This window comes from Streptomyces sp. SudanB182_2057 (genome assembly GCF_964272715.1).
GTDB classification, from domain to species: Bacteria; Actinomycetota; Actinomycetes; order Streptomycetales; family Streptomycetaceae; genus Streptomyces; species Streptomyces rubradiris.
In genome coordinates this window covers 4,223,791-4,237,171 of record NZ_OZ186798.1, presented here as the reverse complement: position 1 = coordinate 4,237,171, position 13,381 = coordinate 4,223,791, and the positions used below count along the sequence as shown (strand labels likewise).

The 13,381-nt window shown below is 72.9% G+C and carries 13 protein-coding genes; 12 read left to right on the top strand and 1 reads right to left on the bottom strand.

Annotated elements, in window-relative coordinates:
- The first annotated feature begins 26 nt into the window (after positions 1 to 26).
- The 4 genes from ACSURM_RS18435 (at position 27) to ACSURM_RS18420 (ending at position 4,610) form a co-directional block, all read left to right on the top strand.
- Entirely contained in the window at positions 27 to 1,271 is a 1,245-nt protein-coding gene (locus ACSURM_RS18435) for an MFS transporter (protein WP_436956393.1), read from the top strand.
- Between the two features lie 175 nt (positions 1,272 to 1,446).
- Positions 1,447 to 2,295, top strand: coding sequence for an alpha/beta fold hydrolase (locus tag ACSURM_RS18430; RefSeq protein WP_436956391.1), 849 nt, complete (start codon positions 1,447 to 1,449; stop codon positions 2,293 to 2,295).
- Positions 2,296 to 2,642: 347 nt separating this feature from the next.
- The gene (locus ACSURM_RS18425; RefSeq protein ID WP_436956389.1) at positions 2,643 to 3,851 is read left to right on the top strand and encodes an IS701 family transposase; all 1,209 of its coding nucleotides are present in this window, start codon (positions 2,643 to 2,645) and stop codon (positions 3,849 to 3,851) included.
- A 45-nt stretch (positions 3,852 to 3,896) separates the two neighbouring features.
- A complete protein-coding gene (locus ACSURM_RS18420) occupies positions 3,897 to 4,610 on the top strand; it encodes a response regulator transcription factor (RefSeq protein ID WP_436956388.1) in 714 nt (237 codons plus the stop codon).
- Between the two features lie 106 nt (positions 4,611 to 4,716).
- Here the strand turns inward: ACSURM_RS18420 and ACSURM_RS18415 are convergent, their stop codons facing one another.
- Positions 4,717 to 5,472: a maleate cis-trans isomerase family protein gene (locus tag ACSURM_RS18415; RefSeq protein ID WP_436956387.1), complete on the bottom strand. Its 756-nt coding sequence runs from the start codon at positions 5,470 to 5,472 to the stop codon at positions 4,717 to 4,719.
- A 267-nt stretch (positions 5,473 to 5,739) separates the two neighbouring features.
- Between ACSURM_RS18415 and ACSURM_RS18410 the strand changes: the two genes are divergently transcribed.
- Genes ACSURM_RS18410 through ACSURM_RS18375 form a run of 8 tightly spaced genes read left to right on the top strand, consistent with a single transcriptional unit; the run spans position 5,740 to position 13,225 of the window.
- On the top strand, positions 5,740 to 6,888 hold the full coding sequence (locus ACSURM_RS18410; RefSeq protein WP_436956385.1) for an isopropylmalate synthase: 1,149 nt from the start codon (positions 5,740 to 5,742) through the stop codon (positions 6,886 to 6,888).
- Between the two features lie 51 nt (positions 6,889 to 6,939).
- Positions 6,940 to 7,125 (top strand): hypothetical protein, encoded by a 186-nt coding sequence (locus ACSURM_RS18405; protein ID WP_030620554.1) that lies wholly within the window; start codon positions 6,940 to 6,942, stop codon positions 7,123 to 7,125.
- Positions 7,125 to 7,976 (top strand): ATP-grasp domain-containing protein, encoded by an 852-nt coding sequence (locus ACSURM_RS18400; protein WP_436956383.1) that lies wholly within the window; start codon positions 7,125 to 7,127, stop codon positions 7,974 to 7,976. Before ACSURM_RS18405 ends, ACSURM_RS18400 begins: the two co-directional genes overlap by 1 nt.
- The gene (gene argC, locus ACSURM_RS18395) at positions 7,973 to 9,028 is read left to right on the top strand and encodes an N-acetyl-gamma-glutamyl-phosphate reductase (RefSeq protein WP_436956382.1); all 1,056 of its coding nucleotides are present in this window, start codon (positions 7,973 to 7,975) and stop codon (positions 9,026 to 9,028) included. The genes ACSURM_RS18400 and argC overlap by 4 nt, the downstream gene beginning before the upstream one ends.
- Positions 9,025 to 9,840, top strand: coding sequence for an amino acid kinase family protein (locus tag ACSURM_RS18390; RefSeq protein ID WP_436956380.1), 816 nt, complete (start codon positions 9,025 to 9,027; stop codon positions 9,838 to 9,840). Before argC ends, ACSURM_RS18390 begins: the two co-directional genes overlap by 4 nt.
- A gap of 11 nt (positions 9,841 to 9,851) precedes the next feature.
- Entirely contained in the window at positions 9,852 to 10,415 is a 564-nt protein-coding gene (locus tag ACSURM_RS18385; protein WP_436956378.1) for a type 1 glutamine amidotransferase, read from the top strand.
- Between the two features lie 33 nt (positions 10,416 to 10,448).
- Positions 10,449 to 11,570: a Glu/Leu/Phe/Val dehydrogenase dimerization domain-containing protein gene (locus ACSURM_RS18380; RefSeq protein WP_436956377.1), complete on the top strand. Its 1,122-nt coding sequence runs from the start codon at positions 10,449 to 10,451 to the stop codon at positions 11,568 to 11,570.
- Complete coding sequence (locus ACSURM_RS18375) at positions 11,567 to 13,225, top strand: AMP-binding protein (protein ID WP_436956375.1); 1,659 nt, start codon at positions 11,567 to 11,569, stop codon at positions 13,223 to 13,225. The genes ACSURM_RS18380 and ACSURM_RS18375 overlap by 4 nt, the downstream gene beginning before the upstream one ends.
- Positions 13,226 to 13,381: the final 156 nt, after the last annotated feature.

The following is a 13,381-nucleotide window of genomic DNA, read 5'->3' as shown; positions in this document are numbered from 1 at the left end:
GTCCCCGAACTCCTGGAGCACATTCCATGAGCACCACACCCGATACCGCGGCCGGTTCGCCCGTGCGGACCGGCACCGAGGCGACTTCGGCGGGCGCCGGTGAGCAGCAGAAGCTGCCCATGTTCGCCCTGCTGGCCCTCGCGACCGCCGTGTTCATCACGAGCCTCACCGAGACCCTGCCCGCCGGTCTGCTCCCGGCGATGAGCGACGACCTGCACGTGAGCGAGTCCGCGACCGGGCAGACGGTCACGATCTACGCCCTCGGCACCGCGCTGACCGCGATCCCGCTGACCGCGGCGACCGCCGGCTGGCGGCGCAAGCGGCTGCTGCTGACCTCCATGGCCGGCTTCGCCGTCGCCAACACCGTCACCGCGCTGTCGTCCATCTATGGGCTGACGATGGTGGCGCGCTTCGTCGCCGGTGTCGCGGCGGGCCTGGCCTGGGCGCTGCTCGCCGGGTACGCGCGCCGGCTGGCCCCGGTGCCGCTGCAGGGCCGGGCCATCGCGGTGGCGATGGCGGGCATCCCCGTCGCGCTCTCCCTCGGTGTGCCCGCCGGCACCTTCCTGGGCAAGGTGACCGACTGGCGCGTGGCGTTCCTCGCGATGACCGCGCTGACCGTCGTCCTGCTGGCGTGGATCGCCGCCGCCGTACCCGATCACCCGGGCCAGGAGCGCGGCGAGCGGCCGAAGATGCTGCACGCCCTGCGGGTGCCCGGCGTCGTGCCGGTGCTGTTCGTGACGCTGGTCTTCGTCCTGGCGCACACCATCATCTACGCGTACATCGCCACCTTCCTCGACGACCTCGGCATGGGCGGCAACACCGACCTGGTGCTGCTGGTCTTCGGTGCCGCCTCGCTGGCGAGCATCTGGATCGTCGGCGCGCAGATCCACCACCGGCTGCGGGTGCTGACGGTCGCCAGCTCGCTGCTGGTGGCGGTGTCCGCCGCGGTGCTGGCGGTGCTGGCGGACCAGACCGCGTTCGTCTACCTCGCGGCCGTGCTGTGGGGCCTGGGCTGGGGCGGGGTGCCGACCCTGCTGCAGACCGCGGCCGGTGACGCGGGCGGCGAGAAGGCGGCCGACGCGGCCCAGGCCATGCTGGTGACGCTGTGGAACGTCGCCATGGCGGGCGGCGGTGTCATCGGCGGTGTGCTGCTCGACCTGAACGGCAGCGACTCGCTGCCGTGGAGCGTGCTGCTGCTGATGCTGCCGGTGATCGCCGTCGTCGTCCTGGCCCGCGGCCACGGCTTCCCCGCCAAGCGCCCGGTGGCGTAGGCGCGGCGTACGGCGGCGGGGACGGGTCACCTCTCCCCGCCGTACCGCCGTTTCCGGCCTCTGCCGCCCCGCCGCCCCGTTGTCCACCACCCCTTTCTCACCACCCGATTCCTCACCACCCGATTCCTCACCACCCGATTCCTCACCACCCTTGTCATCACCGGACCGTGGAGCCATGACCGAAGAGACTGGACCGACCGAGACCGCCGGGAAGCCGAAGCCGGCACAGGAGCTGCTGTACCACGTCGAGTCAGGCTCCGGTACGCCCGTGGTGCTGCTGCACGGCTACACCGTCGACCACCGGCTCCTGCTGCCGCTGGAGCCCGTGTTCGCCGCGCGCCGCGGCTGGCGGCGGCTCTACGTCGACCTGCCCGGCTCCGGGCGCTCGCCCCGGCTGTCCGGGCCGGTCACGGCGGAGGCCATGGCCGAGGCGGTGCTGCGGTTCGTGGACAAGGTCGTCGGCGACGAGCCGTTCGCGGTCGTGGGCATCTCCTACGGCGGCCAGCTCGCCCGTCAGCTGATCGCCGATCGCGGCCCGCAGGTCCTGGGCGCCGCGCTGATCGCGCCGCTGGTCAAGGCGGACGGGGAGCGGACGCTGCCCGAGCGGGAGGTGCCGGCCCGGGACGAGGCGCTGCTGGCCGCGCTCGACCCGGCCGACCGGGAGGCGTTCACAGGCATCGCGCTGTACCAGGACGACGCCGGCTGGAACGCCTTCCGCGACCATGTGCTGCCCGGCCTGCGCGCCCATCACCGCGAGGACGCCGCCGCACTGCTCAAGGCGTTCCTGCCCCGGCAGTCCCCGGAGTCCCGGTTCGGCACGCATGACGGCACCCACCTGGTGGTGACCGGGCGCCAGGACCACATGGTCGGCTGGCGGGACCAGCTGGAGCTGCTCGACCACTATCCGCACGCCACCTACGCGGTCGTCGACGGCGCCGGTCACAACGTCCACCTGGACCGGCCGGACACCGTGCACGGGCTGCTGGGCAACTGGCTCGACACCCTGGCGGCACAGAAGGACTGACCAGCCGCCGCGCCGGCCTTCCGAGCCGACCGCCGAAGGTATCCCCCGGCCTTCGGCGGTCATCGGCGTGCCCGCGCCCGCGGTTTTGTTCATAAGATTTTGACACGTTTTCGATCTTGGGTAGACGGGCGTATCGGCATTGGTGCAGCCAGTGTTTTACGACCCCTGCCCACGGTCCTCCACACCCGTCACTCCACCACGTTTTCCCAGGTCGGCCCGCGAAGTAGCGAAGTGCTGTACGGGCGACGGACAGAATTGTGCACCGGAGGGTATTTTGTGGCTCGGGCACATGCACGATGCGCCGGCCTCAGTCTGAGCGTTACGAAATACGAGGGGACGTAGCGTTTATGTCGTCGAGTGAGACGCGCATGGCAACGAGCGACGGTCCGCGTATCCAGAAGTTCGTGGAGGACATATTCAGATCACTTCACAGAGTGGAGCAGCATCGCTGGGCCCGGGCCTATCTGCGGGCCCTCCTCCAGGGCTCCGGTAAGAAGACACCGCGGCGCATGGCCCAGGAGGACTTCTTACCCACGGCGGCGGTGCGCGGGCTGCACCAGTTCATCAACGCCAGCTCCTGGGACTGGCGTCCGGTGCGCCGCGTACTGGCCCGGCGGGTGGCCGCGACGGCGTCGCCCTACGCCTGGACGGTCGCCGAGCTGGTCATCCCGAAGAACGGCGAGCACTCGGTGGGCGTGCACCGCCGGGTGGACCCGGCGACCCGGCGCACCGTCAACTGCCAGCGCGCGCTCGGCCTGTTCCTGGCCGGCGCCCAGGGGGCCTTCCCGGTCGACTGGAGCCTGATGCTCAGCGGCCCCTGGGACGGCGACCCGGAGCGCCGGCGGCGGGCCCGGATACCGGAGGGCGAGAAGGAGCGCCCGGTCGGCGCCTACGTCCTCGACTACGCGGCGGACGCGGTCACGCTGCCGCACGGCGCCGGGCTGCCCTGGGTGCTGGACCTGACCCGGGGCGACGACGCGGCCGGTGTGCTCGTCGGCCTGGCCCGGGAGCGGCTGGATGTGGTGGCCGAGGTCGACCCCGGCCAGATCGTGCTCGTCGGCCAGCACACGCCGACCGTGCGCACGGTCGGCGGGCTGATGGGGGTACGGCACGCCCGGCAGCCGCACGTGATGATGCGGCAGGCCCCGGACGGCCGCACCAAGGCCGTGACGATCCACACCTACACGGGCACCGTCCGGCTGCCGCAGCTGACGGGCGCCGACGGCGGCTCGCGCGCCTACCGGATCCTGGAGCGGCCCGCCCTGGACGGCCGGCTGCCCGCCCGGTACTGGCTCACCAGCCTCACCGACCGGCCGGTGGACGAGGTGCTGTCCCTGGTGCGGGGCCGCACCGCCGCCCTGTCGGCCGTCTCCGTCCTGCAGAACCGTCTCGGCGTCCTGGACTTCGAGGGCCGCTCCTTCCCGGGCTGGCACCACCACATGACGATGGCCTCGGCCGCGTACGCCTACCAGTACCTCGACGACGCCCCGGAGCCCGTCTCGGCCCCGCCGCCGGCCGCCCGCGTGGCCGAGCCGGGCAGGGCCGGTGCGAGCTGAGTGCGCGAGGGAGCGGAGGCAGGCGATGAAGAGGGGACGGCAGGCGTGACGAACGTACTCGTGGTGGAACGGGACGCCGCCGCGGCCGAGGCGACCGAGCGCGATCTGCGCAGACAGGGCTACACCACGCGGAGCGTGCACACCGGGGCGCGGGCACTGCGCACGTACCACGACGCGGACCTGGTGCTGCTCTCGCTGGAACTGTCGGACATGGACGGGCTGGAGGTGTGCCGGTCGGTGCGCAGCGACGGCGACATCCCGCTGATCGCGGTGACCGACGACGACGACGAACTGGAACGGGTCCTCGCGCTGCGCGCCGGAGCGGACGACTGCGTGGTCAAGACCTGGGGTTTCCGGGAGATAGGGGCGCGCATAGAGGCCGTGATGCGGCGGGCGCACCGCGATCGCGCCCCTGAGAGAACGATTTCCCTGCGCCCGCTGCATATCGATCCGCGTACCCGGGAGGTACGTCTGCACGACCGGCTGGTGCCCGTCACGTCGAAGGAATTCGAGCTGCTGTACGTACTGGCGCAGAATTCCGAGACGGTGGTGTCGCGCAAGGAACTCATGGCGAAGGTGTGGGGCAGCAACTGGGCCTGCACCAGCCGCACCATCGACACCCATGTGAGCAGTCTGCGGTCGAAACTCGGCTCCAGCCGGTGGATCACCACGGTGCGGGGCGTGGGGTACCGCATGGGGTACGGCGACTGCCGCACCGCCGAGCGTGCGGAGGCGCCCGAGCTGTCCGAGGCGTCGTAGGCCGCGCGGCGCCGGAGGGTCACCGGGCCCGGACGGTCACCGGGCCCGTGCGAGGACGGGGCCCCGGCGCGCGCCGAAGGGCGTGTGCCGGGGCCCGCCGTCCTGCTCAGACCGTCACCGGCGCCAGCCGGCGCAGCAGCGGGTGCGCCTCGACGGCGTCCCCGTCGGCCAGGGTCCGCCCGGCCCACCACGCCGAGGCCAGGTTGGACGTCAGCAGGGTGCGGCCGGGCTCGCTCCGGGCCAGCTCGCCGAGCGCCGCGAGGGTGCCCATGCCCGTGCCGGTGAACAGCAGGGCGGTGTCCGCGGGCAGGCCGGACGCGGCGATCCGCTCCCGTATGCGCGCGGTCGTGACCTGGTACGGGTCGTAGTGCGGCTCCTCGCCCGGGGTCTCGCGCGCCGGGACCGACACGATCCCGTCGACGGTGAGCCCGGCCTCCTCCCAGAAGGCGCGCGAGGTGTCGGTGAGCCAGGGCTGGTACGGCGAGACGAGGGTCAGCCGGCGCACGCCCAGGGCCGCGCAGGTGGCGAGGATGGCCTGGGTGGAGGAGAAGACGGGGTAGCCGGTGCGCTCGGACAGCTCGGCGCAGAAGGCGCGGTCGCCGTCCGGGCCGAGCAGGTAGTGGGAGGCGCTGCACGCCACCACGGCCCCGTCCAGCCGCATGCCGCCGAAGTGGCCGAGGGTCTCGGGCAGGACCCGGTTGTAGGTCTCCAGCATGTCCTTCAGGCCGGCCCCGGGCGTGGTGGGGAAGCGGGCCGTGTACACGTTCATCCGGCTGCCGAGCAGCGTGGCGAACTCCGGTTCGGCGGTCGGGTTCTCCGGCGGGACGACAAGCCCCAGCCGGGGCAGTGAGAAAAGGTCCATGCCTCGCACGGTAGGCGCCTCGCGCGTGCCCGGGCGCCGTATTACGTCGTCTCTTGCGTACCCCGACAGCCTTCTTGCAGACCCTGTACTTCTTGACACTCCCTGACACTTTTCCACGGCCTTCTGACGCGGAATTCATTGCCCCGGGCCCTTGCGGTGCGGAAGCTATTGGTCAGCGCCGGCCGCAATCGTTCCCGGATTGCGGATCACCGAACTCGTCCGGAATGCGGGCGGTACACCCCGTTCCGGAACAAGGAGTGAACCGAAATGGCAGCGGAAAACCACGAGAAACTTCCCGACCCGCCCCTGATATCCGACGCCACCCTGCGCGACTCCGCGCACATGGCGGGCGTCGAGTTCGGGCCGAAGGACGCGGCGGCCATCGCCGGCCTGCTGGTGCGCACCGGCGTCGAGCTGGTCGAGGTGGGCATGGTCTCCGGCCCGGGCTCCAAGGACGCGCCGCTGATCGAGGCCGTGCACGAGACCGTGGGCCCCGAGCGCAGCATGACGCTGCTCGTGGTGCGCGACCGCCAGCAGGTGGCCCGGGCCCTCGACGAGGCCGAGCGGCTGGGCGTGCGCCACATCATGTACTCCATCCCCACCTCGGAGCAGCACGCCGCCCTCAAGCTGGGCACGCCCAGCGCCAAGTTCCTGCACGCGGTGGCCCGCTCGGCGATCTCGCAGGCCAAGGAACGCGGCTTCCACGTCACCTTCAGCGGCGAGGACGGCGCCCGCACCCCCCGGGAGCGGCTCGTCCCGTACGTCACGAACGGTTTCGAGGCCGGGGCCGACCGGTTCCGGCTCGCCGAGACCGTCGCCTACCTCTCGCCCTGGCAGATGGAGGCGAAGATCGCGGACCTCACCGCGATCGACGGCTCCGAGATCGAGATCCACTCGCACAACATGCTGGGCATGGCGGTCGCCAACTCGCTCGCCGCCGTCCGGGCCGGCGCCCGCTGGATCTCGGCGACCGTCGGCGGCATCGGCGAGCGCGGCGGCAACGCCCCGCTGGCCGAACTGCTCACCTCGCTGCGGGTGGTGCACGGCGACACCCGCTTCGACCTCACCCACCTCACCGAGCTGTCCCGGATCGCCCTGAAGGGCGCCGGGCTCGGCACCGCCTTCCAGTCCGGCCCGACCACCCCGCACGCCTTCGCCTACGAGCTGCCCGGTCAGCTCGGCAACCCGGAGGCGTACGAGACCCTGCCGGCCGAACTCGTCGGCGGCACCCGTGAACTCAGGGTGCGCACCCGGCTGACCCCGGCCCTCGTGAAGTGGGCGCTGGCCGACTCCGGGGTCGAGGTCGACATCGACGCCTTCACCTCCTGGCTGACCGAGCGCCAGGTGGCCGCGGGCGGTCCGGTCCTGGACCGGGACGCGGTCCGCAAGGCCGCGGTCGACTTCCAGGCCGCCTGAACCATCCCCACCCCTTCCCCTTCATCCCTTCTCCCGGAAACGGAGTCCACCATGACCACCGCCACCCTCTCCGGCGCCTGCCCCGAGTGCGAGACCGACCTGACCGTGCCGCCGGTCGTCCAGGGCGAGACCCTGTCCTGCCCCGAGTGCATGCTCACGCTGCGGGTCGAGGACGTCTCCGACGGGCGGCTGACCCTGGAGACGGTCGAGGTCCAGCTGCGCGACTGGGGCCAGTGATGGGCAGCAAGGTCGCCGTCGTCGCCGACCGGATCGCCTGGGAGGAACGCGAACTGATCCAGCGGGCCGGGGCCTTCGGGCTCACGGTCGACTGGGTCAACGACGAGTCCCTGTGCCTCGGCGATCCGGCCGCCCCCTCCGTGCGGGACTACGACGTCCTGCTCGTCCGCAGCCGCAGCTACACCCGCGGCGGCCTCGTCGCGAGCCTCGCCGAGGCCGCCGGGGCCCGCACCGTCAACACCGCCCGGGCGATCCACGCCTGCGAGAACAAGGCGGCGCTGCGCACCGTACTGCGCGCCGCGGGCGTCCCGGTGCCGGACTTCCGGCTGGTGCTGTCCCGCAAGGACTTCACCCAGGCCCTGGCCGAGCTGGAGACCCCCGTCGTCCTCAAGCCGGTCTTCGGCGGCATGGGCAAGCGGGTCACCCTGATCCGGCACACCGACACCGCCCAGTCCGTCTACGACTACGTCGAGGACCTCGGCCACGCCTTCGAGCAGGCCTGCCTGGTGGAGCCGTACATCGGCGGCGGCACCTCGGTGCGCTGCCTGGTCGCCGGGGGCGAGCTGGTCGGCGCCGCCGAGTTCGCCAGCGGCGGCACCGACTGGCGCAACAACGCCGCCCTCGGCAACGACAGCCGCGCCCTCGCCCACGACCCCGACATCGTGAAGATCACCGACGCGGTGTCGGCGGAGCTGGGGCCCGGCATCTACGGCATCGACCTGTTCCGCACCGACGACGGCTACGTCGTCAACGAGGTCAACCACGCCCCCGGCTTCCGGGCCGTGGCCACGGCCACCGGCGCGGACGTCCCCTCGGCCATCGCCCGCTACGTGCAGGAGCTGCTCGCATGATCCGCGCAGGAGTCGTCGGTGCCTCCGGGCTGGCCGGCGGCGATCTCATCCGACTGATCACCCAGCACCCCGACCTGGAGCTGACCTTCCTCGGCGGCTCCTCCAACATCGGCAAGCGCCCCGCCGAACTCCACCCCGGCCTGCGCATCGACACCGGCCTGACCGTGCGGCCGGTCACCGACGACGTCGCCGACCAGGTCGACGTGCTGCTGCTGGCCACGCCCGCCCCGGTCTCCGCCGAGCTGGCCGCACGGTTCGCCGACCGGGTCCCGGCCGTCGTCGACCTCAGCGGCGCCTTCCGCATCCGCACCCCCGAGCGGCACGCCCGCTGGTACCCGAAGGTCGACCGCCGCACCGACCTGGCCGACCGGTTCGTCTACGGCGTACCCGAGCTGATCGGCGACCAGCTGGCCGGCGCGGCACTGATCTCGCTGCCGGGCTGCTACGCCACCGCCATCACCCTGGGCCTGGCCCCGCTCACCCTTGGCCTCGGCCTGGACCTGAAGACCGTGGTGGTGGACGGCAAGAGCGGCTCCAGCGGCGGCGGGCTGCACCTGCGCACCGCCGACCTGCACCCCTTCCGCAACGGCGCCATCGCCCCGTACGCGCCCACCGGGCACCGGCACGCCGCCGAGGTCAGCGACTTCCTGGAGCGGAGCAAGCCCGGCTCGGTCGGCTCGCTGAGCATGTCGGCGTACGGCGTCTCGCACGTGCGCGGGCTGCTCACCAGCAGCTACGTCTTCACCGACGGCGAGATCGACCAGCGCACGCTGCAACGGGCGTACCTGCGCTTCTACAAGGAGCACCGGTTCGTACGGGTGCGGCGGCACACCGAGACCCTGATCCCGGTGCCCGACCCGCAGGCCGTCCTCGGCTCCAACTACTGCGACGTGACGGCCATGTACGACGAGGAGGCCGGCCGGATCGTCGTCCTCGCCGCGCTGGACAACCTGGTCAAGGGCGCGGCCGGACAGGCCGTCCAGGCGGTCAACCTCCGGTTCGGACTGCCCGAGGAGACGGGCCTGACGATGCACCCGGTGATGCCCGCATGAGCACCGCACAGCAGCCCGTGAACGCCCAGGCCGCCCCGGCCGTCGTCAAGCTCGGCGGCAGCGCGGTCGACGACCTCGACGGGACCTGGTGGGACGACCTGGCCCGGCTGGGCCACGAGCGCCCGCTGGTCCTGGTGCACGGCTGGTCCAAGCCGCTGAAGAAGCTCAGCGCCCGCTACCGCGAGCCGTCCGCGATCCTGCGCGACCGGTACGGCAACCAGAGCCGCTGGACCACGCCCGAGGTCATCGAGGACATCAAGACCGTCAGCGCCCGGCTCGGCGAGGAGGTGCTCCAGCGGCTGCGCGAGCGCGGCCTGGACGCCGAACGGCTCCTCGGCAGCGACGGACTGCTCGCCGCGGGCCGGGCCGAGCGCTGGTGGTGGCGGGACAAGCAGCTGGTCGAGCTGGAGAACCTGGTCGGCCCGGTCACGGACGCCGACCCGGCCCAGCTGAAGGATCTGGAGCCCGGCCGGGCCCGGCTCGTCACCCCGCTGGCCCGCAACCCCGAGGGCCGCGAGGTGAACACCGACGCCGACCGGGCCGCCGCCGCCCTCGCCGGGGCCGTCGGCGCGCCCGACCTGGTGCTCGTCACCGACGTCAGCCATCTGCTGATCGACGGCGAGCCGGTGCGCGAGATCGGCGCCGAGGCCGCCGCCGCGTTCCGCGACAAGGGCGCCACCGGCGGCATGCGCAAGAAGCTGCGGGCGGCCGGCGAGGCCCTGGAACGCGGGGTGGACCGGGTCGTCATCGGCAGCGCGCCGGTCTCCGACCTGCTCGCCGCCCGCACCGGCACCGTCATCACGCGAACGTGAGGAGGACGCACGTGGCGCAGCCCCGTGTCCTGGTCGTCAACAACGGAACCCTGTCCCTGCCCCAGCTGCGCCGCCGCTTCGAGGAGCTGGGCTCGGCCACCGACGCGGTCGACGCGGTGTCCGTCCCCGCCCGGCTCGACGGCCGCTACCAGGCGATCGTGCTGAGCGGCACGAAGGTACGGGCCTACGACCAGGAGCACTACAAGCCGCTCATCGACCTGGTCATGACCAGCGACGTGCCCGTCTTCGGCATCTGCGGCGGCATGCAGATCCTCGCCGTCGCGGCCGGCGGCACGCTCGCCGAGGGCCCGCAGCGGGTCGGCGGCTACGAGGTCCAGGTCGACACGGAAGAACCGCTGTTCACCTACGTCAAGCCGAGCGTGACGGTGTTCCACCGGCACACCCTGTACCTCCGGCAGGCCCCGGCCGGCTACCGCTCCATCGGCCGCTCCGAGCACGCGCCCGTGGAGTTCCTGCGCTCCGACGACGGACGCGTCTACGGCTCCCAGGCCCACCTGGAGTTCCGCAACGACGGCCGGGAGATCCTGCGCGGCTTCACCCAGCTCTACCAGTAGTCCCGCCCACGCATCGAGGAGTTGGCAGTTGCCATGAGTTTCACGGAAGACAGCCAGGAGCCCGCGTTCGTCACCCACCTGAACGGCAGCGGCGGCGAGATCAAGGGCTGGGTGGTCGTCGACTCCCTCGTCGACGGCCTGGCCATGGGCGGCGTGCGGATGACCCCGCACGTCACCGAGGAGGAAGTGCGCGGCCTGGCCCGCGACATGACCGACAAGTTCACCCTGGCGGGCCTGCGCATCGGCGGCGCCAAGGGCGGCATCGTCTCCGCCGGCGGCGACCGCGAGGAGACCTTCCGCACCTTCGGCCGCACCGTCAAGCCGCTGCTGCACGGCGGCATCCACCTCGGCATCGACATGGGCGTCACCCCCGCCGACCGGGCCGTGTTCTTCGCCGAGGCCGGCTACGACCCGCGCTACCGGCCGGGCGCCCCGGACATGCCCATCGACTGGCGCACCTACTACGAGCCGCTCATCGACGTCACCGGGCACGGCGTCGGCGTCGCCGCGCTGACCGCGCTGGAGGCCGGCGGCCGGGGCGAGGCCGCCCGCGTCGTGGTGCAGGGCTTCGGTGCCGTGGGCCGCGCGGTCGCCCGGTTCCTGGAAGAGCGCGGCCATGTCGTCGTGGCCGTCGCCGACGTCCAGGGCACGATCAGCGCCGACCGGCTGCCGGTGGACGAACTCGTCGCCATCACCGACGAGTTCGGCCGGATCGACCGCACCCGGCTGCCGCAGCACGTCACCACCTCCGCCGAGCCGGACGCCTGGCTCGACATCGACGCCGACGTGCTCGTCCTCGCCGCCCAGAAGCACGCGCTGAACGCCGAGAACGTCCACCGGCTGCGGACCGCCCTGGTCGTCGAGGGCGCCAACATCGCCTCCGACGCCGAGGCCCGGGAGAAGGCCCGGGCGGCCGGTGCCACGCTGGTGCCCGGAGTCATCGCCAACATCGGCGGGGCCGGCGCCGCCGCCCTGGCCGTCACCCGGGTCGTCCCCTTCGAGCTGGCCGCCGACGCCCGCAAGGCGTGGGTCTTCGACTGGATCGGCGACCGGGTACGGGAGAACACCCGGGCCCTGCTGGAGATCGCGGCCGGCCGGGCGGGCGACCCGCTGCCCGAGCTGCTCGCCACCCGCCGCGGGGAGCTGCTGCGATGACCGCCCCGGCCGAGACCCGGCGCCCGGCCGTCACGCCCGAGGACGCCGCCGAGTACCTGCGGCGCGGCTGGTGGCGCACGGAGACCTTCCTGGACGACCTGCGCCGCCAGGCCCGCGAGCGCCCGCACCGGCTGGCCATCGCCGGCCGGCGCGTGGCCGAGTCCCGCACCGACACCCTGGACTACGCCGAACTGGCCCGGCTCACCGACCGGTTCGCGCTCGCCCTGCTCCGGCTCGGGGTGCGCCGCGGCGACGTCGTCGCCGTCCAGCTGCCCAACCGGTGGGAGATGGTGCCGCTGATGTTCGCGTGCATGCGCGTCGGCGCCGTCATCTGCCCGATCTCGCCCGTCTGCCCCGAGGGCGAGCTGCGCCACCGGCTCGGGCTGACCGAGGCCCGGGTGGCGATCACGCTCCCCGAGTGGTCGGGCACCCCGCTGGCGAAGATCGTCACCGGGCTGCGGGCCGAGCTGCCCGCGCTCGCCCATGTGGCGGTGGTGGACGGCCCGGTGCCCGAGGGCGCGATGTCCTTCCACGAGCACTTCGTGGCCGTGCCCCGCGAGGAGGAGCCCGGCGCCGTGGAACGGCTGGAGGGGCTGGCCCTCGGGCCCGACGAGCCGTTCGTGGTGCTGTTCACCTCCGGCACCACCGGCGAGTCCAAGGGCGTGCTGCACAGCCAGAACACCGTCCACTCGGCCGTGCGCGGCTACGTCGACGCGTTCCGGTCCGACGAGGACTGGGTGGCGGCGGTGTCCACCCCGCTGGTGCACTACTCCGGCTTCGCGCAGGGCGTCCTCGGGGGCGTCATGCTCGGCGGCACCGTCGCCTTCCAGGACGTCCGCAAGAACGAGGCGCTGCTGGACCTGGTGGAGCGCTACGGCGCCACGCTGCTGTACGGGCCGCCGGCCACGCTCGCCGACGTGGCCGCCTCCCAGCGCGTGGAGAAGCGGGACACCGGCACCCTGCGGCACGTCGTCATCGGCTCCGCGCCGGTGCTGAAGGAGCTGGCCGACGAGGTGCACGCGGCGCTGGGCGCCCGGACGTACTCGCTGTGGGGCATGTCCGAGAACGGCCCCGTCACGATGACCCGGCCCGCCGACCCCGAGGACTGGGCCGCGTACAGCAACGGCAGCCCCATCGACGCCATGCGCTTCCGCATCGAGTCGCCCGGCGCCGACGGCACGGGCCGGCTCAAGGTGCGCGGCGCCTCCCTCGCCCTCGGCTACTACCGGCGCGAGGAGGTCTTCGCCGCCGAGTTCGACGCGGACGGCTGGTTCGACACGGGCGACCTGGCGCGGGACGACGGGCGCGGTGGCATCCGCATCGTCGGCCGGGCCCGGGACGCCATCGTCCGGGACGGGCAGGTGGCCCCCATGACCGAGCTGGAGGCGGTCATCGGCAGCCACCCCAAGGCCGTGGAGGCCGCGCTGGTCGGCCTGCCGCCCGCCACCGCCGACGGCACCCCGGTCATCTGCGCGGTCGTGGTCCCCCGTCCCGGCGAGTCCCCGACCCTGGCCGAGATCCGCGACCGGGTCAGCGGGTCCGGGCACGACGAACGGTTCCTGCCGGACCGCGTCGAACTGCTCCCCGCCCTCCCCAAGACCCTGACCGGCAAGATCCGCAAGGCCGAACTCCGCGCCCGCTACGGAACGGGGTGACCGACATGCCCCCCACCCCGCACACGCCTCCGCCGACGACCGCGCGACCGGTTGAGCCGACGGCCGCGAATGCGGTCACGGAGCCGGGTCCGCGCCCCGTCCCGCAGGAGGTCTCGCAGCCGCCTGCGCAGACGGACCCGCGTCCGGCGCCGCAGG